The organism is Streptomyces barringtoniae (assembly GCF_020819595.1).
In the GTDB taxonomy this organism is placed as follows: Bacteria; Actinomycetota; Actinomycetes; order Streptomycetales; family Streptomycetaceae; genus Streptomyces; species Streptomyces barringtoniae.
Genome location: NZ_JAJHNP010000025.1, coordinates 32,822 through 58,354, shown reverse-complemented (window position 1 = coordinate 58,354; position 25,533 = coordinate 32,822). Strand labels below are relative to the sequence as shown.

The following is a 25,533-nucleotide window of genomic DNA, read 5'->3' as shown; positions in this document are numbered from 1 at the left end:
GTCGAGTGTGGCGGTACCGGCGGCGGCGACGCATGCGGTGGCGATCGGACGCCGTCGGCTGCGGCATGGCCGTCGAGCACCGTGACCGCTTTCTGGTTCGAGCTTGTGACCGGCACCCGGCTGAAGTCGGGCGCCGGCCGGGCAGCGATCCCGTTCCCGCGGCCCGACGGGCGCTCGCGGACGGCAAGGGCGTCGGTTCGGTGTCCGGCGGGCCTATACCTCGATGTGTGAGCCCATGATGACGGTGCGGTCGCGGGGCAGGCCGAAGTACTCGGCGGCGTCGGCCGTGATGTAGGAGGTGGCGACGAACAGTCGCTTGCGCCAGGGGGCCATCGTCGGTGCCTTTCCGCGCCGCAGCTCGATCTTCGACAGGAAGTAGGACGCCTGGTCGAGGTGCAGCGGCCCTTCGGTCTGGGACGGGTCGAGCATCGCGAGGGTGCCGGGCACGTCGGGGGTCTCCATGTAGCCGAACCGGGCGGTGACGTGGATGATCCCGTCGTCGGCGTAGCCGAGGTCGTCGACGACGATCCGCTGGTCGGCCGGGACGCGGGGCACGGGTTCGGTCGCCAGGGAGAGGATCACGACCTGGTCGTGGCGCACGTGGTTGTGCTCGACGTTGGCCCGCATGGCCAGCGGTGCGGTCTGCTTGCCCCGGTTGAGGAAGACGGCCGTGCCGGGGATGCGGCGCGTCGGCACCTTGCCCGAGCGGAGATCGTCGATGAACTCGGGCAGCGGGCCTTCGAGCCGTGCCCGCTCGGCGGTGACGAGTTCGCGCCCGCGCTGCCAGGTCGTCATGACGGTGAACACGGTCAGGCCGATCAGCAGCGGCAGCCACGCGCCGTGGACGAGCTTGGTCAGGTTGGCCGCCACGAACAGCAGGTCCACGAAGAGCAGCACACTCGCGCCGGCGACGATCAGCCACCTGGGCGTACCCCACTTCGCGCGGGCGACGTAGAAGAACAGCAGGGTGGTGATGGTGATGGTGCCGGTGACCGCCATGCCGAACGCGAAGGCGAGCGCCGTGGAGCTGCGGAAGGCGAAGACCAGGGTGAGGACCGAGACCATGAGCAGCCAGTTGATCCAGGGGACGTAGATCTGGCCGATGGTGGATTCCGAGGTGTGCGCGATCCGCAGCCTCGGCAGGTAACCGAGCTGGGCCGCCTGGGAGGTGACCGAGTACGCACCGGTGATCACCGCCTGGGAGGCGATGACGGTGGCCGCCGTGGCGAGCACGACCATCGGCCACTGTCCCCAGCCGGGCACCAGCAGGAAGAAGGGGCTGCTGATGTTGTGCGGATCGGCGAGGATCAGGGCGCCCTGGCCGAAGTAGCTCAGGATGCAGGCGGGGAAGACGAGGAACAGCCAGGCGCGGGTGATCGACCGGCGACCGAAGTGCCCCATGTCCGCGTAGAGAGCCTCGGCGCCGGTGACCGCGAGCACGACCGCGGCCAGGGCGAAGAAGGCGGTGCCGAAATGACCGAACAGAAAGCCCAGGGCGTACGTCGGTGACAGCGCCCGGAGGATGTCGGGGTGGTCGGCGATGCCGGCGATGCCGCACGCTCCGATGGCCGCGAACCAGGCGATCATGACCGGCCCGAACACCCGGCCCACGGCCGCGGTTCCCCGGCGCTGCACCACGAACAGCGCCACGATGATCACCGCGGTGATGGGTACGACCGCGCCGCCCAGCGACGGCTGGACGACCTTGAGTCCCTCGACCGCGGACAGCACCGAGATCGCCGGGGTGATCATGCTGTCGCCGAAGAACAGCGACGCGCCGAAGATGCCCAGGGCGGCCAGTACGGCGGTTGTCCGTCCGGCCCGCCGCGAGGTCCATCGCCGCAGCAGGGTGATCAGCGCCATGATGCCGCCCTCGCCCTCGTTGTCGGCGCGCATCGCCAGCAGCACATAGGTGACCAGGACGATGATCACCACCGACCAGAACACCAGGGACACCACGCCGTACACGTTCTCGGTGCTGACCGGGACGGGGTGCGGGTCGCTCGGGTTGAACACGGTCTGGAGGGTGTAGATCGGGCTGGTGCCGATGTCGCCGAAGACCACGCCGAGGGCACCGATCACCAGCGCGAGGCGCACCGAGTCGTGAGCGCTCGCCTCCGGAGCCCCTGGCCCCCGCGGTACGGCTCCGTCGTCCGACGCGGTCCCCTGCCGGCCTCCGGCCATGGTGATCCTCCTCCGTGCCGGCCGCTGAACCGCAGGCCAGGTCATCGGGGCGGACGATACCCACCCCATGGCGCAACCTCCGGCAGGGGGCGCCGTTCGGCCTCGAACGGCGTTTCGCGCCGCCGGCCCGTAGGGGGACGCCTTGATCGTCTGCGGGCAGGAGATCCCACCGTCCTGGGCGGCACCTCGGCCGCAGCCGTCGCCGCCACCTCCGGCAGCCGCCGGTCCGGTTCACCCCGTTACCGGGCCCGGTTTACCGGCTCCGGCACATTCGCCGCATAGTGGGATGTGCGCGTACGCAGGAACCGACCCGAATCCGCCGGGGTTGCCCCCAGGGGCGGGAAAGGGAGGCGGAGCCGTGCCCCTCTCTCGTCGTGACGCCCTCAGGCTGGCCGGGGCTTCCGTGCTGGCCGGAGCGGGAGCCGGAGCGGTCGTCGGCTGTGACGCGCGGGCGGTGACGAGCGAGGCCGGTCCCTCGCGGAAGGCGGACCACACGCTGCGGATCGCGACCGGTCGGGTCGAGCTCGCGCCCGACACGGTCGTCTCCACCACGACGTACAACGGCGGTTTCCCCGGTCCGCTCCTGCGGTTCACCGAAGGCCGCCCGGTCGTGGTCGACGTCCACAACGACACGGCCACCCCCGAGCTGCTGCACTGGCACGGCCAGCGGGTTCCCGCCGGCGTCGACGGGTCCGCGGAGGAGGGCACGCCGTACATCCCCGCGCACGGGATGCGGCGCCTGTCGTTCACCCCCGGACCGGCCGGTTTCCGCTTCTACCACACCCATGTGACAGCGCTCGGTGACCTGACCCGGGCCACGTACTCCGGTCAGGCCGGCCCGGTCTACATCGAGCCGAAGGCTAACCCGGGGTCCTACGACCAGGAAGTGTTCCTGACGCTGAAGGAGTTCCAGCCCTCCCTCAGCCACGGCGGGGACGTCCCCCAGACCTTCCTCGCCGGTTCCCCGGTGCCGGACCTGAAACGCAGGGGCGAGCAGGCGATGGCCGGCTCCCTGGCCCGGGGCATGCCGCGCGGCTACGAAGTCGGCTACCGCGCCTTCAGCGTCAACGGCCGCAAACTGGGCCACGGACCGCCGATCAGGGTCAGGACCGGACAGCGCGTGCTGTTCCACGTCCTCAACGCCAGCGCAACCGAGATCCGCAGCCTCGCCCTGCCCGGCCACACCTTCACCGTGGTCGCGCTCGACGGCAACCCGGTACCCCGCCGGGCCGACGTGCCGGTGCTGTGGATCGGCACCGCCGAACGCGTCTCGGCACTGGTGGAGATGAACCACCCGGGTGTGTGGGTGCTGGGAGACCTGTCGGACGACGACCGGAACGCCGGCATGGGCACCGTGGTGGAGTACGCCGGCCGCAGCGGTTCCCCGCGGTGGAGCGCGCCGCCCGCGTTCACCTGGGACTACCGCGCCTTCGCCCGTCCCGGCCCCGCCGCGCAGCGGCCCGACCGCACGATCGACCTGCTGGTGGAAAAGCGAAACGCCGCCGACGGGGGATTCAACGTCTGGCCCCTCAACGGCGTCCCCTTCTCCCTGGACACCGACAGGCCGGTACTGGACGTCGAGCGCGGCAAGCGGTACCGGATGCGGCTGCGCAACGCCTCCGACGACATCCACCCCCTCCACCTGCACCGGCACACCTTCGAGATCACGCACATCGCCGGCACCCCCACCCACGGCCTGCGCAAGGACGTCGTCATGCTCGGCGGCTACCAGAGCCTCGACCTGGACTTCACCGCCGACCAGCCGGGACTGTCCCTGTTCCACTGCCACCAGCAGCTCCACATGGACTACGGGTTCATGATCCTGCTGCGCTGCTCCTGATCCCGCGGACCTCGGGTGCCCTCCCACCCGTTGGGAACCGGCCGCGGTCGGTCTATCGTCGGAATTCTCAGGTCAGGACGAGGAGGACGGCCGGTGATGCCGCAGGACGAGGCCGTGGTCGGCTGTACGGGCAAGGTGCTCATCGGGACGCGCGGATCCGCGGGCCCCGGGGAGGTCCTGGTGCGGGTCAGAGGCGGCTCCGAGACCTTCCTGGCGTGGTCCGAGGATCCCCTGCCCGCGGGCGCTACGGTCCTCGTGATCGAATCACGGGGATGCCGCGAGGTCGGCGTCATCGAGTGGGTGGATCCATTGGACGCGCTCGGCGGCGGGGCCGCCGACGCAGGCTGAGGAGTACAAGCATGTTCGGATACCGCGTTCCCGCTCCCGACGAGGCGATGCTGATCTCGGGCGGCAGGCGGGGACTGGGCGGCGCGCCGTTCCGAGTGGTGACGGGCCACGGAAAGTTCGTGCTCCCGGTCTTTCGCAAGGTCCGGTTCCTCACCCTTTCCATGTGCGAGGCCGAGGTCACCGAGACCTGTGTGACCAAGCAGGGCATCTCGCTGCACGTCCGCGCGGTCATCGCCTTCAAGGTCGGCAACGACCACGAGAGCATCATCAACGCCGGTCAGCGCTTCCTGTCTGACCAGGAGCAGATGTCGGTGCTGACCGGCCGGATCTTCGCCGGCCACCTGCGGGCGATCATCGGCTCGATGACGGTCGAGGAGATCGTCACCGAGCGGCAGAAGCTCGCCGCCGAGGTCCTGGACACCTCCAAGGTGGAGATGGCGAAGATCGGCCTGATCGTCGACTCGCTGCAGATCCAGTCCATCGACGACGGCAACACCGGCTACATCGACGCGATGTCGGCCCCGCACAAGGCCGCCATCCAGCGGCAGGCCCAGATCGCCCAGGCCCAGGCCACCCAGGCCGCGGTCGAGGCGGAGCAGGCGGCGGCCCGTAAGCAGGCCGAGTACGCCCGGCAGACCGCCATCGTCAAGGCCGAGTACTCCGCCGAGGTGGACCGCGCCCAGGCGCAGGCCGCGCAGGCCGGACCGCTGGCGCAGGCCCACGCCCAGCAGGAGGTGCTCGCCGCCCAGACGGAACTGGCCGAGCGCCAGGCCAAGTTGCGCCAGCAGCAGCTGGTCGCCGAGGTCGTCAAGCCCGCCGAGGCCGAGGCCGAGCGGGTCAGGATCCTCGCCGCCGCCGAGGCGCAGCGCATGAAGATCCAGGCGGAGGCCGCGGCCTCCTACGACCGGGTCGCGCTCGACCGGATGCTCATCGACCAGCTCCCGCAGATCGTGAAGGAGGCCGCCGGCGGCCTGTCCGGCGCCAACGTCAACGTCCTGAACGGCGCGGACGGCCTCGGCGAGATCGCCGCCGGCCTGGTGTCCCAGGGCATGACGATCCTCGACTCGGTCCGCCAGGGCCTGGGCCAGGACAAGGACAACAAGGGGGACGCCGGCAGGGGCCTGCTCCAGCTGCACTCGGGCAACAAGGACCGCAAGTCGGACGACGGTCCGGTGGACATGGACTAGCGGTCCGCCGACACGACCGTGAAGTGGCGCTCGGCGCCGGGGCGTTCGAGTTCGTCCAGCACGGCGACCGCCAGGTCCTCGGCGCTGATCCAGGACCGGCCGCGGGCATCCGTCAGCAGCGTGCCGGTGCCGCGCCGGTAGCCGCCGGTGCGTTCGCCGGGTTCCAGTACGGCCGGCGGGCTCAGGTAGACCCAGTCGGCGTCGGTGTGGGCCCGGCAGGCGCGCAGCTGGGCCACCCCGGCGATCGCCACGGCCCGGTGTTCCTCCGGCACGTACGCGAGGTCGTCGGCGACCAGCAGCTCCCGGTCACCGGGGCTGCGCAGGGCGCCGGCGCCGCCGACCACGAGGACGCGGATCCCGAGCCGGGCGGCGGCGTCCAGCACCGTGCGGGTGGCGCCGACGAGGAACCCCTGGTCGGCCGGGAACGTCCGTACGGTCACTACGACGGCGTCGGCGCCGGTCAGCGCCTCCTGTACGGCGCACCGGTCGGCCGCGTCCACCGCGACCGGTGTCACCTCAGGGTCGTCGCTCGCCGGCGGCTTCCGGGACAGCGCCAGCACCCGGTGTCCGCGCGTCCTCGCCTCGCCTGCCACCCGGGCGCCGACCATCCCGGTGGCCCCGAGCACGGCTGTCGTCATCGAACCCGTCCTCATCGGGCTTCTCCTCCTTCGTCCGGGGTCCCGTGGGACCGAGTTGCGCGGCCACCAGCGCGCTCAGCGCCAGGGCGAAGCCCAGGGTCTGCGGCGGGCTCAGCGACTCGCCCAGCGTGCTGCCGATGAGCGTCGCGACCAGCGGTGACAGCAGCACCAGCGGCGCGGACGCGGAGACCGGCAGCCTGCCGATGCCGCGGAACCACAGCGTGTACGCGATCAGCCCGCCCATGCTGCCGAGCCACAGATAGCCGCCGGCGGCACCCGCGTCGATCCGCTGCGGCACTCCCTCGACCGCCAGGGTGAGCGGCAGCAACAGCAGCCCGCCGACGGTCAGTTGCCAGCCGGCCAGGGTGAGCGGGCCGACGCCCGCCGGCCGTCCCCAGCGCTTGGTGAGGACGACACCGGCGGCCATCGTCGCCGTATGGCCGAGACCGGCGAGCACGCCGACGGCGTCCAGCCGGGCCTGTGGTCCGAGCACGACGAGCCCGACTCCGAGCACGCCGAGGACACCCCAGGCCAGCCGCCAGGCCGTGGGCCGGTCGTGGAGCAGCGCGAGGCCGAGACCGGCGACCAGCAGCGGCTGGGCGGCGCCGAGGGTGGCGGCCACGCCGCCGGGCAGGCGTTCGGCGGCCACGAACAGCAGGGGCATGGCGCCGATGTTGAGGAGGCCGAGGACCGCGGTCTTCCACCACCACTCGCCGCGCGGCAGCACCCGGGTGACCGCCAGCGCGAGCAGTCCGGCGGGCAGGGCCCGCATCAGGCCCGCGAACAGGGGGTGCCCGGGCGGGAGCAGCCGCGTGGTGACCACGTAGGTGGTGCCCCAGGATGCGGGAGCGAGCCCGGTGAGCAGGACGGTCGCCGCCCGGGCCCGGTATCGGTGCGTGGGAGGCACGGAATGCATGGGGTGCATGGAGGAAGTCTTGGCGGGAGACGTCCATGATTCCAAAGCATGGTTGTCATCACAGCCATGAACGATCACGATTGATCCGTGGACCTTCAGCAGCTGCGCTACGTCGTCGCCGTCGCCGACACCCTCAACTTCACCCGGGCCGCGCAGCGGTGTCAGGTGGTGCAGTCCGCGCTGAGCCACCGGATCGCCTCGCTGGAGCGGGAGTTGGGCGTGCGGCTGTTCGCCCGGTCCAGCCGCCGGGTCGAGCTGACCGGCGCCGGTGCGGCGTTCCTCGTGGGTGCGCGCGAGTGTCTGGCCGCCGCCGACCGCGCGGTCGCCGACGCCTCGGCCGCGACCGGCGTGGTGCGCGGACGGCTGGCGGTCGGCGTGATCGTGACCGCGGCCGCCGTCGACGTACCCGAGCTGCTGCAGCGCTACCGCGCCCGGCACCCGGAGGTCCGGGTCGTCCTGCGGTCAGGACGCAGTGACGAGATGGCGGCGGCGATCCGCGCCGGGGAGCTGGACATCGCCTTCCTGGGCCTGCCGGAGGGCGAGCGGCCGGCCGGGGTGGAGACCGTCGTACTCGATCACGACCGCCATGTCCTGGTGGTGCCGGCCGGGCACCGGCTGGCGGGCGCCTCCCGGGTCACGCTGGCGGAGATCGCGGGCGAGACCTTCGTGGACTTCGTGGCCGGAACGCCCGCCCGCGCCCAGTCCGACCGGGCGTTCGCCGCCGCGGGTCTGTCCCGTGACGTCGCGTACGAGGCGGGGGTCGTGGAGCTGATCACCCGGCTGATCGGGCGCGGGCTCGGCATCGCCCTGCTGCCCTCGGCGTTCATCCGGCCGCTCGCCGAGGACGATCCCCGGCTGGTCCTGGTTCCGGTGGTCGACGGGCCGCGGCGGCTGGAGTACCTGGCGTGGAGCCGGTTCAACCCCAGCCCGGCGACCCGGGCGATGCTCGAGGTCCTCGGCGTCGGGCAGCCACCTGCGAGGAGCTGACCGCCCTGGCGGGGATCAGGCCCGGGCGGCGTCGCCCCCTCGTAGGGTTCCCGCCAGCTCCAGCAACTCCTCCACCTCCCACTGGTCGTACGCGTGCTCGCCGTACTTGACGGCGAGCACGCTGCCGTCCGCCGCGATCAGGAAGTCCGCGGGGAGGCCGAGCCGGCCGCCGTGCGGTCGGGACGGGGCGCGCTCGCGGCCGCGCAGTATCGCCCAGGAGCTGCGCAGCACCGCCCGCACGATCGGCCCCCACACCCGCGGGTCCAGCAGTGCCCGGGGTGCCGACTCGACGCCGAACTCGGCGTACAGCCGCTTGTCCGGGTCGGCCACGACGGCGAAGGGCAGGTCCGCCATGTGCTCCCGCAGTTCCTCGGCGCGCGAGTGGAAGACGACGACCTCCTGGATGCCGGCCGCCCCGATCTCCGCGTGCCGCCGTACGAAGGACCGCAGGTGCAGATTGCAGACCGGGCAGCCCGCGAAGCGGCGGAACTGGAGGTGGACCAGGCGATCCGGGTCGGGCACGGGGAGCGGCGGGCCGGAGACGGGGGTGAGTTCGCGGGGGCCGAGCAGGGAGCCGGGGCGGAGGGGCCGCCGGGGCGTGGACGAGGACATGGACATCTGTCTCCCTCGTGGGCACGGAACGTAGGCGTACGTCGTACACCTACGAGCGTAAGCGTATGCCGTACGCTGTCAAGCGCCATGCCCCGACCCCGCTCCCTGACCCCCGACCGACTGGCCTCGGCCGCGCTCGCCGTCCTCGACCGCGAGGGGCTGACCGCGCTGTCCATGCGTACGGTCGCCAAGGAGCTCGGCATGAGCACGATGGCGCTCTACCGGTACGTCGCCGACCGCGAGGAACTGGAGCTGCTCGTCGTGGAGTTCACGCTCGGCGCGGTCGACACGGGAGCCCCGCCGGCGGACCTGCCGTGGCGCGAGCGCGTCGAGGTGATGGTGCGGCGGCTGCGGGACACGCTGCGCGCGCATCCGTCGGCGATCCCGCTGTCGGTCGCCCACCGGCACCACTCCCGCGCAGTGCTGCGCTGGTCGGAGACGGTGCTCGGCATCCTCACGGACGCGGGCTTCGCGGGCGAGCGCCGGGTCGTGGCCCTGCGCAGCCTGGTCGCCTACGTCAACGGCGCCCTGCAGCTGGCACAGCTCGGCTCCCTGTCGGGCGCGGGCACGCAGGCCATCTCCGCACTGGACCCCGAGGAGTTCCCGCTCATGGCCCAGACCGCGGCACACGCCCAACGGGTCGACGCCGAGCGGGAGTTCTTCGGCGGCCTCGTGGTGCTGCTGCGCGGCCTGGAGCCCTGAGAGAGGTCTTTCGGTTCAGTCCAGCTGGAGCCGGTCCGCCAGGCCCGCGTCTTCGAACGCCTTCACGACGTCGTCGCGGGTCTCGGTGAAGTGGGCCCAGCTGTCGCAGTGGGCCGGGACCACCCGGCGGGCGGCGAGCAGCCGGGCGGCGGTGGCCGTGCCCTGACCGTCGAGGACGAGGAGGGCGTCGTCGAGGACGGGCATCCTGGGCGCACCGGCGAAGAGGACGGCGGTGTCGACGGGGGCGTACCGGTCGGCGATCTCCTGGACCAGTTCCAGGGAGGCGTTGTCGCCGCTGACGTAGACGCCGGGCAGGTCGGCGGAGGTCAGCAGGAAGCCGGTGACCTCGCCGACGAGGGGCTCGGAGCCCTTGGGGCCGTGCAGGGCCGGGGCGGCGGTGACGGTGACCGTGCCGCCGTCGGGGCGGGCCAGCTCGACGGACTGCCACGGGGTGAGCGGCTCGGTGGTGCCGCCGAGCCGGGCGGCCGCCGCGGGGGTGGTGAGGGTGCGCGGGGTCGCCGCGAGCAGGGCCCGGCCGGAGTGGTCGAGGTTGTCGGCGTGCTGGTCGTGCGAGAGCAGGACGACGTCCACGGGGCCGAGTTCGGCGGCGCTCGTGCGGGGCGGCGCGGTCTTGGTGAGGGTGCGGCCGCTGGGGGACGGGTAGTCGCCGGGGTCGTCGAAGGTGGGGTCGGTGAGGAAGCGGAGTCCGCCGTATTCGATAAGGACGGTGGGGCCGCCGAGGACGCGGACGGGGATCTGCTCGCCGGAGTCACCGGCACGGGCGGCAGCAGCAGCCATGGAACTCTCACCTCACGGATAGAAAGGGTGTCATCCGTGATACACACTATCCCGGCCTCACGGATGGAGGCAAGCCGTACCATGAGAAGCATGAGTTCCGTGATCCCTGCCGAGGAGAGTGCCGGCGCGGTTCCGCCGCCCGCGCCCGGCGCCGCCGAGCATCCCGCCCTCGACCTCGCCAACAGCGCGGTCGTCCTGCCCGGCGGCCAGCGGGTCGACCTCCTCGGCACGCCCGCGGGGGCACAGCGCTGGCTGGTGGACCGCGGGCTCGCTCCGGCCGGCGCCGACCTGCGCGAGACGTGCGCGAGCCGGCTGCGGTCACTGCGGGAGCACGTCCGCCCGCTGCTCGCCTCCCGTATCGAGGGCCGCCCCGCCCCCGCCGAGGCCCTCGACGCCGTCAACGAGGCGCTCACCCTCGCCCCGGCCGCCTCCCTGCTGCGCTGGTCGGCCGAGCAGGGCCTGCACCGCGCCACGGCCCACCCGACCACCCAGATCGTCGAGCACGCCCTGGCCGCCCTCGCCGCCGACGCCGCCGACCTGCTCACCGGCCCCGACGCCGACCGCCTCACCGCCTGCGGCTCCGCCCCCTGCAACCGCTACCTGCTCCGCCACGGCCGCCGCCACTGGTGCTCCACCCGCTGCGGCGACCGCGCCCGCGCGGCCCGCGCCTACGCCCGCCGGACGGGCCGCACGGGGGAAAAAGGCTGAGCGGGACCGGGCGAAAACCCGCCCCCGCGCCATCACCGTCCCCCCGACCGACCCTACGTACTGTAGGTTCCCAACCGCCAGCGGCCGCAGGGCCGTTCATTCGTCTGTTCATCGGGGGATCCATGCAGGACACGGAAACGGAGGCCGGCGGGGAGGTCTGCGTGCGCAGCCTGGCGCCGACGCTGACCCTGCTGGCCGTCAGCCTTCTCATCGCCGCCGTCGGCGTGTACGAACTGTGCGGGTTCGGGCTGCACAGTCTCGACAGACGGCCGCACCTGTTCAGCGACGGGCTCGCGACCGGCGGGGTGATCGTCGCCGCGGTCGCGGCCGGCGCGGCGGTGGGCAACCTGGGCTGGCATCTGATGGCGGCCCGGCGCGGCAGGGGAAGGGCCGGGTAAGAGGCTCGGCACCGAAGGGGCCGGGTAAGAGCGGTTGTCGGTACGCTCCTCCCCGGAAGACGACCCGACCGGACTACCCTACAAGCTGTAGGGTCAGGGTCGGCCCCGACCGGGGTCGTCCCGTCCCCCACCACCCCAAGGTGACCAGTCACCATGCCCGCTCAGCAGCAGACCATGATCTCCCCGCAGGTCCCCGCCCAGCGCGGTCCCCGGCGCATCCCCCAGCTGCCCGTACCAGGCCCACGCCTGCGCGCGCGGGCGGCCTCGGCCACCGTGTGGTACCTGCGGCTGATCGCCGTCTTCAACATCATCGCGGTCATGTCGCTGCCGTTCCGCAAAGAGGTGCAGGAACACAACGACGGCAAGCTCTTCACCGCCCGCCACGTCCACGCGCACACGCACCACGCCGGCCAGTTCTTCACGCCGTACCTGGCCACCGCGGGCCTGGTCTCGGCCGCGGCGGCGATCTTCCTGGCGCTGGTGATGCGGCGCGGCAAGCGGGCCGCCTGGGTGGTCAACCTGCTGTGCGCGGGCCCCCTGTTCGTGCTCTACGTCCTCGCCCTCACCCAGCACCCGTTCCGCGACCACGCCTTCAACTGGGTCTCCACCGCCCTCACCGGGCTCTTCGTGGCCGCGCTGCTGATCGGCCGCCGTGAGTTCAACGCCATCGGCGACCCCTCCAACCCGAAGCTCGCGCTGGCCGTCGGCGCCGGCGGCCTCCTGGTGACCGGCGGCATCGGCACGCTGCTCGTGCACGCCACCAACAAGCTGCCCCACGCCCCCTGGAGTGAAGAACTCGCCTACACCCTGCTGCGCGGCATCAGCGTCGGCCCGCTCGCCGACCGGGTCGACTCGGTGCACGCGCCCCGCTGGGCCGACATCATCGTCAACATCCTGCTCGCTGCGGCCTTCCTCCTGGTCCTGTACGCCTGCTTCCGCTCCCCGCGCGGCCGGAAGCTGCTCACCGAGGAGGACGAGACCCGGCTGCGGGCCCTGCTGGAGAAGCACGGCGCGCGCGACTCCCTCGGCTACTTCGCGCTGCGCCGCGACAAGGCCGCCGTCTTCTCCCCCACCGGCAAGGCCGCCGTCACCTACCGCGTCGTCGGCGCGGTCTCCCTCGCCTCCGGCGACCCGATCGGCGACCCCGAGGCCTGGCCCGGCGCCATCGACGCCTGGCTCGGCGAGGCCCGCCGGCATGCCTGGACCCCGGCCGTCATGGGCGCGAGCGAGGAGGCCGGCACCATCTACGCCCGGCACGGCCTGGACGCCCTGGAACTCGGCGACGAGGCGATCGTCGACATCGCCGACTTCACCCTGGAGGGCCGCGCCATGCGCGTGGTCCGCCAGGCCCACAACCGGGTCAAGCGGGCCGGCTACACCGTCCGCATCCGCCGCCACGAGGACATTCCCGCCGACGAGATGGCCCTGCTCATCGAGCGCGCCGACCGCTGGCGCGACGGCGCCACCGAGCGCGGCTTCTCGATGGCGCTGGGCCGGCTCGGCGACCCGGCGGACGGCCGCTGCGTGATGCTGGAGTGCCGCGACGCGAACGACGAGCCGCGCGCCCTGCTCAGCTTCGTGCCCTGGGGCGAGCACGGCCTCTCGCTGGACCTGATGCGCCGCGACCGCGACTGCGAGAACGGTCTGATGGAGTACATGGTCGTGGAACTCCTGTTGCACGCCAAGGAGTTGGGCGTCCAGCGGGTGTCGCTGAACTTCGCGATGTTCCGCTCGGTCTTCGAACGCGGCGCCCGCCTCGGCGCGGGCCCGGTCCTGCGCCTGTGGCGCTCGACCCTCACCTTCTTCTCACGCTGGTGGCAGATCGAGTCCCTCTACCGCGCCAACGCCAAGTACCGCCCGGTGTGGGAACCGCGTTTCCTGCTCTTCGCCAAGAGCAGCGACATCCCGAGGATCGGTCTGGCGAGCGCCCGGGCGGAGGGGTTCCTCACGCTGCCGGGGATGGGCGGCCGGGAGTCCTGAGCCGCAGGAGGCCGCTCACTTCACCCCGACCGTCCGCAGCGCCGTAACCACCAACGCCCTTGCCACGCCCGCCACTTCCCGCACCGACACACACTCCCGCGGGCTGTGCGCCACCCGCACGTCCCCCGGCCCGTACTGCAGGGCCGGTATCCCGGCCGCCGTGTACAACCGCAGGTCACTGCCGTACGGCGCGCCGCGCTCACGCGGCCGGGAGCCGCCGTCCACGGCCACGCAGGCATCCGCCACGGTCCGCCGCAGCGGATGCCCCTCCGCGAGCCGGCCACTGGCGAACTGCCCGCCGGTCCACTCCACTTGGGCGGGATGCTCGCGCAGCCAGGGATCGGCGGCGCACGCCTTCGCCACCCACCGCTCGAGCTCGTCCCGCGCCGCGTCCGGTTCCTCCCCGATCCGCACCCCGAGCCGCCCCTGCGCGACCAGCAGGTCCGGCACGCTGCTGGCCCAGTCACCGGCCCGCAGGGTGCCGACGCAGAGGGCGTACGGGATCGGGTACTCGGCCATCAGCGGGGACGGGTCCCGGTTGCGCGCCGCCTCCAGTTCGCCGAGCGCCCGGTGCAGCGGCAGGTACGCGTCGATCGCGCTGACCCCCGCGTCCCGCGAGCTCGCGTGCGCGGCCCTGCCGGGCACGGTGAGGCGGAAGGTGAGGGCCCCGGCGTTGGCGGTGACGAGGGTGCCCGCCGTCGGCTCGGTGATCACGCAGGCGTCCCCGGTGTGCCCGCGCCGCAGCGTCCCGAACGCGCCGAGCCCACCGTCCTCCTCGCCCACGACGAAGTGAACGGCGACCCGCCCCCGCAGCCGCACTCCGGCCGCCCGGATCGCCGCGAGCGCGGCCAGGTGGGCCACCAGCCCCGCCTTCATGTCACAGGCTCCGCGCCCGTGCACGAGGTCGCCCCCGACGACCCTCGGCACGAACGGATCCCCGTCCCACGCGGCCGGGTCCCCGGGCGGTACGACGTCCACGTGCCCCTGCAGGATCAGCGTCGGCCCGTCCCCGCCGTCCGCCGTGTACCCGACCAGCCCCCAGGCCTCCTCCCGGGCCGCCTCCGCCCCCGGAAACCCCGGGTCGGCGAGCAGGGCGGCGAGATCCATGGACCACAGGTCCACATCCAGCCCCAGCCGTTCCAGCCACCCGGCCAGCAGATGCTGGATCTCCGACTCGGCCGGAGACCCGGTCACGCTCGGCACGGAGATCAGTTCCAGCAGCATCCGGCCCACGGCGGCCTCGTCCAGGCACGCGAGCGCAGCGGCCTCCGCATCGGCGAACATCCCCGCCCTCCCCCTCCTGAGGTCCGGCCCCGATCATCACCCCGGGGCAGGCTCCGGCGACACCCCGCGAACGCCACCACCACTCGGCCCGGCGGGGCCGGGCAGCCGTACTCGGCGCATGACGAAGGGGCGGGAGGCGGTGTCGATCAGGCGGTACCCGCACCCGGCAGGCCCACGGCGCTCATCCGCCCACCGTGAAACCGATCACCGCTCCGCCGCCCTCCCGCCGGAAGGCGAACGGCGCCCCGCCATGTGCCATGGCGACCTCGCGGACGATGGACAGGCCGAGGCCGGAGCCCGGCAGGGAGCGCGCGTCCGCGGCGCGGTAGAAGCGGTCGAAGATCCGGATGAGGTCGCCCTCGGCGATACCCGGCCCCCGGTCCAGCACCTCCACCCGCACCGTCCCCGCCCGCGCCGGCCCGGTGATGCTGATCTCGATGGGCCCCTTGCCGTCCCGGTCGAACTTGGCCGCGTTCTCCACCAGGTTCGACATGGCCCGCTGAAGCATCCCGGGCCGCCCGTCGGTCGTCGTCTCACCGCTGGTGCGCAGCACGATCTCCCGCCCGGTGCGGCGCCGGGCGAGCCCCATGACGTCCTCGGCGATGTCGGCGAGGTCCACCCGCTGCGGCGGCTCGGTGTCGGACTGCCCCGCCGCCAGGTCGACCAGCTCGTTGACCAGGTCGGTCAGCTCCCGCGCCTCCTGGCTGAGGTCGGCGACCAGTTCCTCCCGGGTGGCGGGCGGCAGTTCGTCGATGCGGCGCAGGAGGGAGATGTTGGTGCGCAGGGACGTCAGCGGGGTGCGCAGTTCGTGCCCCGCGTCCTGCACCAGGCGCCGCTGGTCCTCCTCGGACTGGGCCAGGCGGCCCAGCATGCGGTCGAAGGCGCGGCCGAGCCGGCCCACCTCGTCCAGGCCCGCGACCGGCACCTCGATGCCCAGCCGGCGGGTGCGGGCCACGTCCTCCGCGGCGGAGGTGAGGATCACCAGGCGCCGGGTGATCCGGCGGGCCAGCCACCAGCCGAACAGACCGGCCGCCACCACCACCGCCGCCATCAGGATCAGCGTGCGCTGTTGCAGCGTGCGCAGCAGGTCCTCGGTGTCGCTGAACTCCTGCGCGACCTGGACCGCGCCCCGCCCGTCACCGAGGGAGACGGTGGCGACGCGGAACAGGTCCGTGTCCACCAGTACGTCCTTGTGCTCGACCACCTTCCCGGCCGTCACGGCGAGCGCCATGGCCTTGTCGCGGGAGGTGACGGGCAGGCTCGGGTTGCCGTGGTCCACGATCTGGCCCTGTGCGCCCAGCACCTGGACATCGGTGCGGGCGGGCCGGACCAGGTCGTGCCCGGGGCGGGAGGAGGAGAAGTCCTCGGGGACCATCTCGTGCTGCCGCACCTCGTCCCGGACGTCCTGCACGACCTGCGTGAACACCGACTGCTGGTCGACCCGGACCAGCCGCGCGGCGCTGCCGTAGGACAGGATGCCGACCAGGATCGTGACGGCGGCGGTGACGGCCGCGAAGGAGACGGCGAAGGTGGTGCGCAGGGAGACCAGCTTGGGCCGGCCGGGCGCCAGCAGCCGCCGCAGCCGGCTCACCTAGTCCTCCCGGAGCACGTAACCCACGCCCCGCACGGTGTGGATCAGCTGCGGCGCGCCGGGCTCGTCCAGCTTGCGGCGCAGGTAGCCGACGTAGACGGCGAGGTTCTTCGAGCCGGGCCCGAAGTCGTAGCCCCAGATCCGGTCGTAGATCGTGGAGTGGTCGAGCACGATGCCCGCGTTGCGCACGAGCAGTTCCAGCAGCTCGAACTCGGTGCGGGTCAGCTCCAGCTCGCGCTTGCCGCGCCAGGCCCGGCGGGCCTGCAGGTCCATGCGGATACCGGCGGCCTCGATCTGCCGGTCGGAGAGCTGGGGCTCCCGGCCGCCGTTGTCGCCGCCGCCGGCGGCGCCGCTGCCGGTGGGCACCGGGCTGGTGCGGCGCAGCAGCGCGCGCAGCCGGGCGAAGACCTCCTCGACGTCGAACGGCTTGACCACGTAGTCGTCGGCGCCGGCGTCCAGGCCCGCGATGCGGTCGGCGGTCTCCACGAGCGCGGTGAGCATGAGGATCGGGGTGCGGTCGCCCTCGGCTCGAAGCACCCGGCAGACCTGGAGGCCGTCGATCCCCGGCATCATCACATCGAGCAGGAGGACGTCCGGCGGCGTCTTGTGGGCCTGTGCCAGCGCCTCGACGCCGTCGGCCACCGCCGTCACCTCGTACCCTTCCAGGGTCAGGGCACGCTCCAGGGCATGACGGATGGCACGGTCGTCTTCAGCGAGCAGCACAGTCTGGGGCACGCACCCAGTTTGCCAAGGCTGAACCAGTTCGGTCGGGGCGGGCGGACCTACGATCACGCTTTTTACCCGCCTCTCACCGTCACACGGGCAACCCGGCCCGCCGCCCTACCGTCTTCTCACCTCGCCTGAGCGCCGAGCCGGGCGAGCTGCTCCTCGAACGGTACGACCAGCGGCTCGGCCTCCCGCCCGGGCGCGGCCGCCCGCAGCCCGGCCATCAGGCCGGCCAGCTCGCCCGCCGCGCGCTCGATCCGCCCGGGCAGTCCTTCCTCGCCCCAGTCCTCCGACGCGGCGTACACCCCCGTCGGCACGACCACGGCCCGCAGGTGGGCGAACAGCGGCCGCAGCGCGTGCTCCAGCACCAGCGAGTGCCGGGCCGTACCCCCGGTGGCGGCGATCAGCACCGGCTTGCCCACCAGCGCTTCCTTGTCCAGCACGTCGAAGAACGACTTGAAGAGCCCGCTGTAGGACGCCGAGAACACCGGTGTGACGACGATCAGCCCATCGGCCCCCGCCACCGCGTCCTGCGCGGCGGCGAGCGCCCTCCCGGCGAACCCGTTGGTGAAGTTGTGCGCGATCTCGACGGCGAGGTCCCGCAGCTCGACCACCTCCACGTCCACCTCCGCCTGCCGCGCCACGGCGGTCGTGAGCCGGTCGGCCAGCAGCCGGGTGGAGGACGGGACGCTCAGTCCCGCGGACACGACGACGAGCTTCATGCGGCGCTCTCCTCCTGTGCGTCCTGCTGCGCGTCCTCCTGTGCGGCGGCGAGCAGGGACCGGTGGGTCGGCGCCTCCGGCACGTCCGCGGGGCGGCCGACGGCGAACTCCTTGCGCAGTACGGGCACGACCTCCTCGCCGAGCATGTCGATCTGCTCCAGCACGGTCTTCAGCGGCAGCCCGGCGTGGTCCACCAGGAACAGCTGGCGCTGGTAGTCACCGGCATAGCTGCGGAAGGACAGGGTCTTCTCGATCACCTGCTCGGGCGTGCCGACGGTGAGCGGGGTCTGGTCGGTGAACTCCTCCAGGGAGGGTCCGTGGCCGTAGACCGGCGCGTTGTCGAAGTACGGCCGGAACTCGCGCACCGCGTCCTGCGAGTTCTTCCGCATGAACACCTGGCCGCCGAGGCCGACGATCGCCTGCTCGGGCGTGCCGTGCCCGTAGTGGGCGAACCGGGTCCGGTACAGCTCGACCATCCGCTTGGTGTGGTCGGCCGGCCAGAAGATGTTGTTGTGGAAGAAGCCGTCGCCGTAGTAGGCCGCCTGCTCGGCGATCTCCGGGGAGCGGATGGAGCCGTGCCAGACGAAGGGCGGTACGCCGTCCAGCGGGCGCGGGGTGGAGGTGAAGCCCTGCAGCGGGGTGCGGAACTTCCCCTCCCAGTCGACGACGTCCTCGCGCCACAGCCGGCGCAGCAGGGCGTAGTTCTCGATGGCGAGGTTGATGCCCTGCCGGATGTCCTGGCCGAACCAGGGGTAGACCGGCCCGGTGTTGCCGCGGCCCATCATCAGGTCGACGCGCCCGTCGGCCAGGTGCTGGAGCATCGCGAAGTCCTCCGCGATCTTCACCGGGTCATTGGTCGTGATCAGGGTGGTGGACGTGGAGAGGATCAGGTTCTCCGTCCGGGCCGCCACATAGCCGAGCATGGTCGTCGGGGACGACGGCACGAACGGCGGGTTGTGGTGCTCGCCGGTGGCGAAGACGTCCAGGCCGGCCTCCTCGGCCTTGAGCGCGATGGCGACCATGGCCTTGATGCGCTCCGCCTCGGTCGGCGCACGGCCGGTGGTGGGGTCCGGCGTGACGTCGCCGACCGTGAAGATCCCGAACTGCATGGTCGCTCACCCTCCAGGTTGTTTACCGTTCAACTATACCCGTCGAACAGCACCCCACCCCTGGTTTGTTCCAGCCCCTCAGGGCACGATCACCAGCCGGCCGCGCACCCCGCCCTCCGCGAGCCGCGCATGCGCCTTGACCGCCTCCTCCAGGGCGTACGCCTCCGCCACCCGCAGGGTCAGCACACCCTCGTCCACCAGCCGGACCAGCTCCGCGAGCTGAGCACCGTCGGCCCGCACCCACACGTTCTGCGTGCGCACCCCCCGCTCCGCCTCCGGCAGCGCCCCGTCCCGGACCGCAACGAACCCGCCCCCGTCCCGCACCCACGCGAGCGCCGGCGCCCCGAGCACGGCCGCGTCCAGCACCGCGTCCACCCTCCCCGGCTCCACCCCGCCGGCCGTGAAGCGCACGGCACCCAGCGAGCGCACCAGCTCCTCGTCGCCCGCCCGGGCGTGCCCGGTCACCTCGATCCCCCGGTGCGCGGCCAGCTGCACCGCGAACCCGCCGACCGCACCCGCGGCCCCGGTCACCAGCAGCCGGTCGCCCGGCGCGAGGTCCAGCAGGTCCAGGGCCTGCAGCGCGGTCAGCCCGTTCAGCGGCAGGGTGCCCGCGTGCGCCGCGTCCGCCGAGGCGGGCGCCGCGGCCACGGCCTCCGCGTCCACGACCACGTACTCGGCATGGGATCCCAGCGGATCCGCAACCCCCGCCACCAGCGCCACCACCGGGTCGCCGGCCTCCCAGGAGGCGGGCGCACCCACCGCGTCCACCGTGCCGGCCACGTCCCAGCCCAGCCCGAGGGTCTTGCCCGCCCCGCCGAAGACGCCGGCACGCACGGCCGCGTCCACCGGGTTCAGCGCGCCCGCGGCCACCTTGATCCGCACCTGCCGCGCTCCCGGCTCCGGGACCGCGACGTCCGCGATCTCCACACTCTCCGGCCCGCCGAACGCCCTCACCACAGCAGCACGCATGACAACTCTCCCCATGTACAAGGCAGTTGATGACTTCGCGGCACCTTTCCGGCCGCAGCACCAACCGTAGGAGAGCTACTATCCTTCCGAAAGTAGTTACCTGAGAGTGCGTAGCTGACCCGAAGGAGAGGGACCATGGCGACCACGACCGCCGCCCAGCGCCGCGAACAGGCCCGCGCCGACTACGACGCCTTCCTGCGCGCGTGCCCCTCCCACCAGCTGCTCGGCCGGCTCAGCGACAAGTGGGTCAGCCTGGTCGTCGCCGCCCTGTCCGGCGGCCCCAAGCGCTACAGCGACCTCGGCCGCACGATCGCCGGCGTCAGCCCCAAGATGCTCACCCAGACCCTGCGCACCCTCGAACGGGACGGCATCATCAGCCGCACCATCACCCCGACCGTCCCCGTCCGCGTCGACTACGCCCTCACCCCGCTCGGCGCCAGCCTCGCCGGCCTGCTGACCGCCGTGAAGGACTGGGCCGAGACCCACTTCGAGGAGGTACGAACGGCCCGCGAACGCTACGACGCGGAGAACCCCGCCTGACCCCCTGCTCAGCGGGCCTCAGAAGGCGTACGCGTCGCCGGTGGCCAGGACCAGCACCTGCACCTGGTCGTTCGTGTGGTCCTTGTCCGTCGTGCCACCGCCCCACACCTTGTCGATCTCCAGCGTGACCTCCGACGACGTCTCCTTCAGCCGCACCGGCACGTCCAGCTGCCCACCCACCCCGTGCACGGCCAGCGCACCCGTCCCGCACACCACCGTCCGCTCGCCCTCCCGGGCACACCGCGCCGGCAGCTGCTGCGCCTCGGCCAGCGCCACCGACCAGCGCAGCCGCACGGTCGCGTCCGGCACGGCGGCCGGACCGCCGTTGCGCGGGGTCAGCTTCACCTCGACCTTGCCGCCGCTCATCACCGCCGTCCCGTGGAAGGCCAGATCGGCCTCGGGCACCGGCGCCGGAGCGGCCACCGCGGCACCCGACGCCGACAGCACACCGGCCAGGGCCCCCGCCACCATCCACGTCCGCATCCGCACGCCGCTCACCACTCCACACCCGCGATCGAATCCCACTGCCGAACGGAGGTATGCCACGCAGACCACGGCGCAGGCGCCGTCCATCAGGTGACACGCCGCGCACAGGCTCCCGCACCCCGCATGCGAGGCTGCTGCCCATGTCGATCCTGCGCTCCGCCACCCTCTTCGCCGTCGCCGCCGTCTTCGAGATCGGCGGCGCCTGGCTGATCTGGCAGGGCGTACGCGAGCACCGGGGCTGGCTGTGGATGACCGGCGGGGTCCTGGCCCTCGGCGCGTACGGCTTCGTCGCCACCTTCCAGCCGGACGCCCACTTCGGCCGCATCCTGGCCGCGTACGGCGGCATCTTCGTCGCCGGCTCACTGCTGTGGGGCGCGGTCGCGGACGGCTACCGCCCCGACCGCTACGACATCGTGGGCGCGCTGATCTGCCTGGCCGGTATGGCCGTGATCATGTGGGCCCCGAGGAACGGTGCCTGAGCCTCACTTACGCTGGAGGGAGCCTTTAGCCACCAGACCCTGAGGAGCTGCCCATGGCCCCCGCCTCCCGCATCGCCGTCGTCACCGGTGCGAGCAGCGGCATCGGCGCGGCCACGGCCCGGCAGCTCGCCGAGGCCGGCTACCGCGTCGTCCTCACCGCCCGCCGCAAGGACCGCATCGAGGCGCTGGCGGAGCAGCTGACCAGGGCGGGCCACTCGGCGGTGGCCTACCAGCTGGACGTGACCGACCGCGCGGCCGTCGACGAGTTCGCGACCGCCTTCCAGACCATCGGCGTCCTGGTCAACAACGCGGGCGGCGCCCTCGGAGCGGACCCGGTGGCCACCGGCGACCCGGCGGACTGGCGCACGATGTACGAGACGAACGTCATCGGCACCCTGAACCTCACCCAGGCCCTGCTGCCCAGGCTGGTGGCGAGCGGCGACGGCGTGATCGTGGTCGTCTCCTCCACCGCGGGCCACGGCACCTACGAGGGCGGCGGTGGCTATGTCGCCGCCAAGCACGGCGCCCACGTCCTCGCCGAGACCCTCCGCCTGGAGATCGTCGGCCAGCCGGTGCGCGTCATCGAGATCGCGCCCGGCATGGTCAAGACCGACGAATTCGCCCTGACCCGCTTCGCCGGCGACGAGGCGAAGGCGGCCAAGGTCTACGAGGGCGTGGCCGAGCCCCTCACGGCGGACGACGTGGCGGAGACGATCACCTGGGCGGTCACCCGCCCCAGCCACGTCAACGTGGACCTCCTCGTCCTCCGCCCCCGCGCCCAGGCCTCCAACACCAAGGTCCACAGGGAGCCGTGATGCCCGAGCTCCCCGAGACCGCCGCCTCCACCGACTCCCCGGAAAGCCTGGAACAGCGCCGCCTGGCCCAGGAGACCAGGGACGAACGCAAGGTCTGGTACTTCCTGGGCTACTTCCTCTTCGGCATCCACATCGTGGCGTTCGTGATGATCTACGCGGTCCGGCACGCGAAGTGACTCGGCAGGTCAGCCCTTGACGCAGACGACCTGCTTCAGCTTGGCCACGACCTGCACCAAGTCCCGCTGCTGGTCAATGACCTGGTCGATGGATTTGTAGGCGCCCGGGATCTCGTCCACGACGCCGGAGTCCTTGCGGCACTCCACGCCACGGGTCTGCTCCTCCAGGTCCTTGGTCGAGAACCGACGCTTGGCCGCGTTACGGCTCATCCGCCGGCCCGCGCCGTGCGAGGCGGAGTTGAAGGCCTTCTCGTTGCCGAGGCCCTTCACGATGTACGACCCCGTGCCCATGGAACCCGGGATGATCCCGTAGTCGCCGGAGCCGGCCCGGATCGCTCCCTTGCGGGTCACGAGCAGGTCCATGCCGTCGTACCGCTCCTCCGAAACGTAGTTGTGGTGGCAGGAGATCTCCGGCTCGAAAGTCGGCTTCGCCTTCTTGAACTCCTTCCGGATCACGTCTTTCAGGAGCGCCATCATGAGCGTGCGGTTGTACTTGGCGTACTCCTGCGCCCAGTAGAGGTCGTTGCGGTAGGCCGCCATCTGCGGGGTGTCCGAGACGAAGACCGCCAAATCACGGTCGACCAGGCCCTGGTTGTGCGGCAGCTTCTGCGCCACGCCGATGTGGTGCTCGGCGAGTTCCTTGCCGATGTTCCTGGAGCCGGAGTGGAGCATCAACCACACCTCACCCTGCACATCTGTACAGAGCTCTACAAAATGATTCCCCGACCCGAGTGTCCCCATCTGCAAAGCCGCCCGCTCCCGCCGGAACTTCACAGCATCGGCGACCCCGTCGAACCGCCCCCAGAAGTCCTCCCACCCGGCCGTGGCCAAGCCATGGAAGTCCCCCGGCTCCACGGGATCCTCGTGCATCCCCCGCCCCACCGGAATCGCCTGCTCGATCTTCGACCGCAGTCGCGACAGGTCACCGGGCAGGTCGTTCGCCGTCAGCGACGTCTTCACCGCCGACATTCCGCACCCGATGTCCACCCCGACCGCCGCCGGGCACACCGCGCCCCGCATGGCGATGACGGAGCCGACCGTCGCGCCCTTGCCGTAGTGCACGTCCGGCATCACGGCCAGGCCCTCGATCCACGGCAGGGTCGCCACGTTCTGGAGCTGACGCAGGGCCACGTCCTCGACCGTCGCGGGGTCGGTCCACATCCGGATCGGGACCTTCGCGCCCGGCATCTCCACGTACGACATACGTTCCTCATTCCCCCGAAAACGACAACAAAGGCTTACGCAAGGCTTATAAGCAACAAAGCGGAAAAGCAGCGCAGAAGCCGGTGAAAAAGGACATGGGACCGGCGGTCACGGCAGTGCGTGCGATACACATTGTCTCCAGGGGACGCCCCGCTGCGGCAAGCGAATAACCAGCGGGGACACTGGACCACCAAGCGAGCGCACACCCGGAAGGAGCCCGACCGTGCAGCGGAAGGCGTACGTAACCGGCACCGCCGCCCTCCTCGCGGCGCTGCTGGCCGGCTGCACGAGCGGCTCGGGCAGTGACAGCCCCACGGACAACGCCAATCCGGGCGAGGCCGGCACCGCCACGGTCGCCGCCCAGCCGGGCAAGTACCGCACGCTCCCCGAACCCTGCGGCGCGCTCGGTCACGACACGCTCGACTCGATGCTGCCCGGCATCAAGCAGATCACCGACCCCGTCCAGCGGGACAAGGCCTACCAGGGCCAGGCCGCGCTCACCTACGACACCGATCGCAAGGTGGGCTGCCGTTGGAAGGTGGAGTCCGCCGACGCCACCGACCGTCTCTCGGTCGACTTCGAGCGCGTGGTGTCGTACGACAACTCGGTCAGCGACGACGACCAGGCGCAGAAGCTGTTCGAGGGCAAGGAGTCGGCCGCCGACCTCCCCCAGCCGAGCGGCTCCGCGGGGACGAGCGGGTCACCGACGTCCTCGGCCTCCCCGTCGTCGTCCTCGGCCTCCTCCTCGCCCTCGCCGTCGTCCTCCTCGCCCTCGGCGTCCTCTTCCTCGTCCGCGCCCAGCGGCAGTCCCTCCGGTTCCCCCAGCGGCTCCCCCTCCGATTCCGCCGCGGCCCTGCAGCCGCGGGTGCTGTCCGATCTCGGTGACGAGGCGTATATCGACGACACGCTCGGTTCGTCCGGTTCGACCGTCGAACAGCGGACGGTGACTGTGGTGTTCCGCACGTCCAACGTCGTCGTCACCATCGAGTACGAGGAGCAGCCGACGGCCGTCGGTACGGTCCCGGACAGCAAGGAAATGCAGGACAAGGCCCGTAAACTGGCCTCTCAACTGGACGATGCGCTGGGCGGTTGACCGCCCCGGGAGCCGCTCGCTGCGCCCCGCGCGAAGCACCCGAACGGAAGCCGCACAGCTCCTTCACCGCGTACCGTGGGGCCCCGCAGGAACCCGCACGACCACCGAGCGTCATGAGTGAAGGAACCATGCAGCGAGCAGCCCAGCAAGACGACCGTGCCCAGCGACAGATGCGTGGCAAGCGCCTGAGCCGTGTTCTTCTCTGCGCGGCAGCCGTGCCGGCGGTGCTGATCACCGCCGCCTGTTCGTCGGGCTCGGGCGACTCCAAGGGCAAGGGCACCGACAGCAGCGCGCAGCAGTCCGCGGGCGGCGGCACGCAGTCCTCGGCGAGCGCGTCCCCGACCGTGCAGGCGGCCGCGTACCAGAAGCTGCCCGACGCGTGCGCGGTGCTGTCGAAGAAGACCCTGACGGGCCTGGTGCCGAAGGACACGTCGGGCAGGAAGGGCGGTTCGGACGACCCGTCGTCGCGTGGCTCCTGCTCCTGGAGCAGCCTGGACAACAACGGTGTGAAGGGCTCGCAGTTCCGCTGGCTGAACGTGTCCCTGATCCGTTTCGACTCGGACGCCACGCGCGGTGCCGGTGACACGCAGGCCCACACGTACTTCGCCCAGCAGGTCAAGGACGCCGAGTCGGTGCCCGGTGCGAAGAACACCAAGGAGGTCCCGCTGTCCGGCACGGGCGCGGAGGCGACGGCGGTGCGTTACGACCTGAAGAAGAAGGAAGGCCTCTTCAAGCAGCAGACGGTGGTCGCGCGGGTCGAGAACGTGGTCGTCACGCTCGACTACAACGGCGCCGGTCTCGCGGGCGAGCAGACCCCGGACGCCGACGACCTGACGAAGGCGGCGGAGAACGCGATCAAGGAGGCGGTCGGGGCGGTGCGGTCCGCCAACGACTCGTCCTCGTCGACCGGTTCCGGTGCGAAGACCTCGGCCTCCCCGTCGCAGTCGGCGTCGAAGTCCCCGTCCAAGTCGGCCTCTTCCAGCGCTTCTCCGTCCAAGTCGGCGACGAAGAAGAACTGACCGACCGGTCCGAAGGGGTCCGA

Annotated in this window: 27 protein-coding genes; 14 read left to right on the top strand and 13 right to left on the bottom strand. The window is 72.0% G+C overall.

The annotated features are described in order from the left end of the window. Positions 1–213 precede the first annotated feature (213 nt). Positions 214–2,184 (bottom strand): potassium transporter Kup, encoded by a 1,971-nt coding sequence (locus LMU33_RS34580; protein WP_228624896.1) that lies wholly within the window; start codon positions 2,182–2,184, stop codon positions 214–216. A 358-nt stretch (positions 2,185–2,542) separates the two neighbouring features. Here LMU33_RS34580 and LMU33_RS34575 point away from each other — a divergent pair, with 358 nt between their 5' ends. The 3 genes from LMU33_RS34575 to LMU33_RS34565 all read left to right on the top strand — a co-directional run bounded on the left by LMU33_RS34575 (position 2,543) and on the right by LMU33_RS34565 (position 5,559). Next, positions 2,543–4,024, top strand: a complete 1,482-nt coding sequence (locus LMU33_RS34575) for a multicopper oxidase family protein (protein ID WP_228624894.1) — start codon at positions 2,543–2,545, stop codon at positions 4,022–4,024. Between the two features lie 96 nt (positions 4,025–4,120). Beyond that, positions 4,121–4,372, top strand: a complete 252-nt coding sequence (locus tag LMU33_RS34570) for an NfeD C-terminal domain-containing protein (protein ID WP_228624892.1) — start codon at positions 4,121–4,123, stop codon at positions 4,370–4,372. Positions 4,373–4,383: 11 nt separating this feature from the next. Further along, a complete protein-coding gene (locus LMU33_RS34565) occupies positions 4,384–5,559 on the top strand; it encodes an SPFH domain-containing protein (RefSeq protein WP_228624890.1) in 1,176 nt (391 codons plus the stop codon). Here the strand turns inward: LMU33_RS34565 and LMU33_RS34560 are convergent. Both LMU33_RS34560 and LMU33_RS34555 read right to left on the bottom strand, forming a co-directional pair. Further along, positions 5,556–6,167, bottom strand: coding sequence for an NAD(P)-dependent oxidoreductase (locus LMU33_RS34560; protein ID WP_249814645.1), 612 nt, complete (start codon positions 6,165–6,167; stop codon positions 5,556–5,558). The genes LMU33_RS34565 and LMU33_RS34560 overlap by 4 nt on opposite strands. Then, the gene (locus LMU33_RS34555; RefSeq protein ID WP_228625047.1) at positions 6,076–7,113 is read right to left on the bottom strand and encodes an EamA family transporter; all 1,038 of its coding nucleotides are present in this window, start codon (positions 7,111–7,113) and stop codon (positions 6,076–6,078) included. The genes LMU33_RS34560 and LMU33_RS34555 overlap by 92 nt, the downstream gene beginning before the upstream one ends. Before the next feature lie 87 nt (positions 7,114–7,200). On the opposite strand from LMU33_RS34555, the gene LMU33_RS34550 reads away from it, so the two are divergent. Further along, entirely contained in the window at positions 7,201–8,100 is a 900-nt protein-coding gene (locus LMU33_RS34550) for a LysR family transcriptional regulator (protein ID WP_228624888.1), read from the top strand. Between the two features lie 15 nt (positions 8,101–8,115). On the opposite strand, the gene LMU33_RS34545 is transcribed toward LMU33_RS34550, so the two are convergent. After that, complete coding sequence (locus tag LMU33_RS34545) at positions 8,116–8,712, bottom strand: peroxiredoxin-like family protein (protein WP_228624886.1); 597 nt, start codon at positions 8,710–8,712, stop codon at positions 8,116–8,118. An 87-nt stretch (positions 8,713–8,799) separates the two neighbouring features. Between LMU33_RS34545 and LMU33_RS34540 the strand changes: the two genes are divergently transcribed. After that, positions 8,800–9,414 carry a TetR/AcrR family transcriptional regulator gene (locus LMU33_RS34540; protein WP_228624884.1) on the top strand — a complete coding sequence of 205 codons (615 nt, stop codon included), beginning with the start codon at positions 8,800–8,802 and terminating at the stop codon, positions 9,412–9,414. 15 nt (positions 9,415–9,429) lie between these two features. On the opposite strand, the gene LMU33_RS34535 is transcribed toward LMU33_RS34540, so the two are convergent. Beyond that, positions 9,430–10,212, bottom strand: coding sequence for an MBL fold metallo-hydrolase (locus LMU33_RS34535; protein WP_228624882.1), 783 nt, complete (start codon positions 10,210–10,212; stop codon positions 9,430–9,432). An 81-nt stretch (positions 10,213–10,293) separates the two neighbouring features. Here LMU33_RS34535 and LMU33_RS34530 point away from each other — a divergent pair, with 81 nt between their 5' ends. From LMU33_RS34530 to LMU33_RS34520, 3 genes are all read left to right on the top strand, one after another. Continuing rightward, entirely contained in the window at positions 10,294–10,920 is a 627-nt protein-coding gene (locus tag LMU33_RS34530) for a CGNR zinc finger domain-containing protein (protein ID WP_228624880.1), read from the top strand. Positions 10,921–11,042: 122 nt separating this feature from the next. After that, complete coding sequence (locus tag LMU33_RS34525) at positions 11,043–11,318, top strand: hypothetical protein (RefSeq protein ID WP_228624878.1); 276 nt, start codon at positions 11,043–11,045, stop codon at positions 11,316–11,318. A 153-nt stretch (positions 11,319–11,471) separates the two neighbouring features. Further along, positions 11,472–13,298, top strand: coding sequence for a phosphatidylglycerol lysyltransferase domain-containing protein (locus tag LMU33_RS34520; RefSeq protein WP_228624876.1), 1,827 nt, complete (start codon positions 11,472–11,474; stop codon positions 13,296–13,298). Between the two features lie 15 nt (positions 13,299–13,313). Here the strand turns inward: LMU33_RS34520 and LMU33_RS34515 are convergent, their stop codons facing one another. The 6 genes from LMU33_RS34515 to LMU33_RS34490 all read right to left on the bottom strand — a co-directional run bounded on the left by LMU33_RS34515 (position 13,314) and on the right by LMU33_RS34490 (position 19,699). Then, positions 13,314–14,582, bottom strand: coding sequence for an ArgE/DapE family deacylase (locus tag LMU33_RS34515; RefSeq protein ID WP_228624874.1), 1,269 nt, complete (start codon positions 14,580–14,582; stop codon positions 13,314–13,316). A 181-nt stretch (positions 14,583–14,763) separates the two neighbouring features. After that, positions 14,764–16,173: a sensor histidine kinase gene (locus LMU33_RS34510; protein WP_228624872.1), complete on the bottom strand. Its 1,410-nt coding sequence runs from the start codon at positions 16,171–16,173 to the stop codon at positions 14,764–14,766. Further along, positions 16,174–16,908 carry a response regulator transcription factor gene (locus LMU33_RS34505; protein ID WP_228624870.1) on the bottom strand — a complete coding sequence of 245 codons (735 nt, stop codon included), beginning with the start codon at positions 16,906–16,908 and terminating at the stop codon, positions 16,174–16,176. 116 nt (positions 16,909–17,024) lie between these two features. Next, a complete protein-coding gene (locus LMU33_RS34500; protein WP_228624868.1) occupies positions 17,025–17,621 on the bottom strand; it encodes an FMN reductase in 597 nt (198 codons plus the stop codon). After that, the gene (locus LMU33_RS34495) at positions 17,618–18,730 is read right to left on the bottom strand and encodes an LLM class flavin-dependent oxidoreductase (protein WP_228624866.1); all 1,113 of its coding nucleotides are present in this window, start codon (positions 18,728–18,730) and stop codon (positions 17,618–17,620) included. Before LMU33_RS34495 ends, LMU33_RS34500 begins: the two co-directional genes overlap by 4 nt. Before the next feature lie 78 nt (positions 18,731–18,808). Further along, positions 18,809–19,699 (bottom strand): NADP-dependent oxidoreductase, encoded by an 891-nt coding sequence (locus tag LMU33_RS34490; protein WP_228624864.1) that lies wholly within the window; start codon positions 19,697–19,699, stop codon positions 18,809–18,811. Between the two features lie 135 nt (positions 19,700–19,834). Here LMU33_RS34490 and LMU33_RS34485 point away from each other — a divergent pair, with 135 nt between their 5' ends. Next, positions 19,835–20,239: a winged helix-turn-helix transcriptional regulator gene (locus LMU33_RS34485; RefSeq protein WP_228624862.1), complete on the top strand. Its 405-nt coding sequence runs from the start codon at positions 19,835–19,837 to the stop codon at positions 20,237–20,239. An 18-nt stretch (positions 20,240–20,257) separates the two neighbouring features. Here the strand turns inward: LMU33_RS34485 and LMU33_RS34480 are convergent, their stop codons facing one another. Continuing rightward, positions 20,258–20,722, bottom strand: a complete 465-nt coding sequence (locus LMU33_RS34480; protein WP_228625045.1) for a hypothetical protein — start codon at positions 20,720–20,722, stop codon at positions 20,258–20,260. Between the two features lie 143 nt (positions 20,723–20,865). Here LMU33_RS34480 and LMU33_RS34475 point away from each other — a divergent pair, with 143 nt between their 5' ends. Genes LMU33_RS34475 through LMU33_RS34465 form a run of 3 tightly spaced genes read left to right on the top strand, consistent with a single transcriptional unit; the run spans position 20,866 to position 22,195 of the window. Then, complete coding sequence (locus LMU33_RS34475) at positions 20,866–21,204, top strand: YnfA family protein (RefSeq protein WP_228624860.1); 339 nt, start codon at positions 20,866–20,868, stop codon at positions 21,202–21,204. A 53-nt stretch (positions 21,205–21,257) separates the two neighbouring features. Continuing rightward, entirely contained in the window at positions 21,258–22,019 is a 762-nt protein-coding gene (locus LMU33_RS34470; RefSeq protein ID WP_228624858.1) for an SDR family NAD(P)-dependent oxidoreductase, read from the top strand. After that, entirely contained in the window at positions 22,019–22,195 is a 177-nt protein-coding gene (locus tag LMU33_RS34465) for a hypothetical protein (RefSeq protein ID WP_228624856.1), read from the top strand. The genes LMU33_RS34470 and LMU33_RS34465 overlap by 1 nt, the downstream gene beginning before the upstream one ends. 9 nt (positions 22,196–22,204) lie before the next feature. On the opposite strand, the gene LMU33_RS34460 is transcribed toward LMU33_RS34465, so the two are convergent. Next, positions 22,205–23,398: an RtcB family protein gene (locus tag LMU33_RS34460; RefSeq protein ID WP_228624854.1), complete on the bottom strand. Its 1,194-nt coding sequence runs from the start codon at positions 23,396–23,398 to the stop codon at positions 22,205–22,207. 223 nt (positions 23,399–23,621) lie between these two features. On the opposite strand from LMU33_RS34460, the gene LMU33_RS34455 reads away from it, so the two are divergent. Both LMU33_RS34455 and LMU33_RS34450 read left to right on the top strand, forming a co-directional pair. Then, a complete protein-coding gene (locus LMU33_RS34455; protein ID WP_228624852.1) occupies positions 23,622–24,491 on the top strand; it encodes a DUF3558 domain-containing protein in 870 nt (289 codons plus the stop codon). A gap of 128 nt (positions 24,492–24,619) precedes the next feature. Beyond that, positions 24,620–25,510, top strand: coding sequence for a DUF3558 domain-containing protein (locus tag LMU33_RS34450; protein ID WP_228624851.1), 891 nt, complete (start codon positions 24,620–24,622; stop codon positions 25,508–25,510). Positions 25,511–25,533 lie beyond the last annotated feature (23 nt).

Excerpts from the sequence above, each read along its gene's own strand:
- LMU33_RS34520 (WP_228624876.1), top strand. The coding sequence starts at position 11,472 with ATGCCCGCTCAGCAGCAGACCATGATCTCCCCGCAGGTCCCCGCCCAG.
- LMU33_RS34475 (WP_228624860.1), top strand. The coding sequence starts at position 20,866 with ATGTCGATCCTGCGCTCCGCCACCCTCTTCGCCGTCGCCGCCGTCTTC.
- LMU33_RS34535 (WP_228624882.1), bottom strand. The coding sequence starts at position 10,212 with ATGGCTGCTGCTGCCGCCCGTGCCGGTGACTCCGGCGAGCAGATCCCC.
- LMU33_RS34540 (WP_228624884.1), top strand. The coding sequence starts at position 8,800 with ATGCCCCGACCCCGCTCCCTGACCCCCGACCGACTGGCCTCGGCCGCG.
- LMU33_RS34490 (WP_228624864.1), bottom strand. The coding sequence starts at position 19,699 with ATGCGTGCTGCTGTGGTGAGGGCGTTCGGCGGGCCGGAGAGTGTGGAG.
- LMU33_RS34565 (WP_228624890.1), top strand. The coding sequence starts at position 4,384 with ATGTTCGGATACCGCGTTCCCGCTCCCGACGAGGCGATGCTGATCTCG.
- LMU33_RS34545 (WP_228624886.1), bottom strand. The coding sequence starts at position 8,712 with ATGTCCTCGTCCACGCCCCGGCGGCCCCTCCGCCCCGGCTCCCTGCTC.
- LMU33_RS34450 (WP_228624851.1), top strand. The coding sequence starts at position 24,620 with ATGCAGCGAGCAGCCCAGCAAGACGACCGTGCCCAGCGACAGATGCGT.
- LMU33_RS34515 (WP_228624874.1), bottom strand. The coding sequence starts at position 14,582 with ATGTTCGCCGATGCGGAGGCCGCTGCGCTCGCGTGCCTGGACGAGGCC.
- LMU33_RS34555 (WP_228625047.1), bottom strand. The coding sequence starts at position 7,113 with ATGCATTCCGTGCCTCCCACGCACCGATACCGGGCCCGGGCGGCGACC.
- LMU33_RS34570 (WP_228624892.1), top strand. The coding sequence starts at position 4,121 with ATGCCGCAGGACGAGGCCGTGGTCGGCTGTACGGGCAAGGTGCTCATC.
- LMU33_RS34460 (WP_228624854.1), bottom strand. The coding sequence starts at position 23,398 with ATGTCGTACGTGGAGATGCCGGGCGCGAAGGTCCCGATCCGGATGTGG.
- LMU33_RS34530 (WP_228624880.1), top strand. The coding sequence starts at position 10,294 with ATGAGAAGCATGAGTTCCGTGATCCCTGCCGAGGAGAGTGCCGGCGCG.
- LMU33_RS34560 (WP_249814645.1), bottom strand. The coding sequence starts at position 6,167 with ATGGTCGGCGCCCGGGTGGCAGGCGAGGCGAGGACGCGCGGACACCGG.
- LMU33_RS34580 (WP_228624896.1), bottom strand. The coding sequence starts at position 2,184 with ATGGCCGGAGGCCGGCAGGGGACCGCGTCGGACGACGGAGCCGTACCG.
- LMU33_RS34500 (WP_228624868.1), bottom strand. The coding sequence starts at position 17,621 with ATGAAGCTCGTCGTCGTGTCCGCGGGACTGAGCGTCCCGTCCTCCACC.
- LMU33_RS34470 (WP_228624858.1), top strand. The coding sequence starts at position 21,258 with ATGGCCCCCGCCTCCCGCATCGCCGTCGTCACCGGTGCGAGCAGCGGC.
- LMU33_RS34495 (WP_228624866.1), bottom strand. The coding sequence starts at position 18,730 with ATGCAGTTCGGGATCTTCACGGTCGGCGACGTCACGCCGGACCCCACC.
- LMU33_RS34525 (WP_228624878.1), top strand. The coding sequence starts at position 11,043 with ATGCAGGACACGGAAACGGAGGCCGGCGGGGAGGTCTGCGTGCGCAGC.
- LMU33_RS34485 (WP_228624862.1), top strand. The coding sequence starts at position 19,835 with ATGGCGACCACGACCGCCGCCCAGCGCCGCGAACAGGCCCGCGCCGAC.
- LMU33_RS34480 (WP_228625045.1), bottom strand. The coding sequence starts at position 20,722 with ATGCGGACGTGGATGGTGGCGGGGGCCCTGGCCGGTGTGCTGTCGGCG.
- LMU33_RS34465 (WP_228624856.1), top strand. The coding sequence starts at position 22,019 with ATGCCCGAGCTCCCCGAGACCGCCGCCTCCACCGACTCCCCGGAAAGC.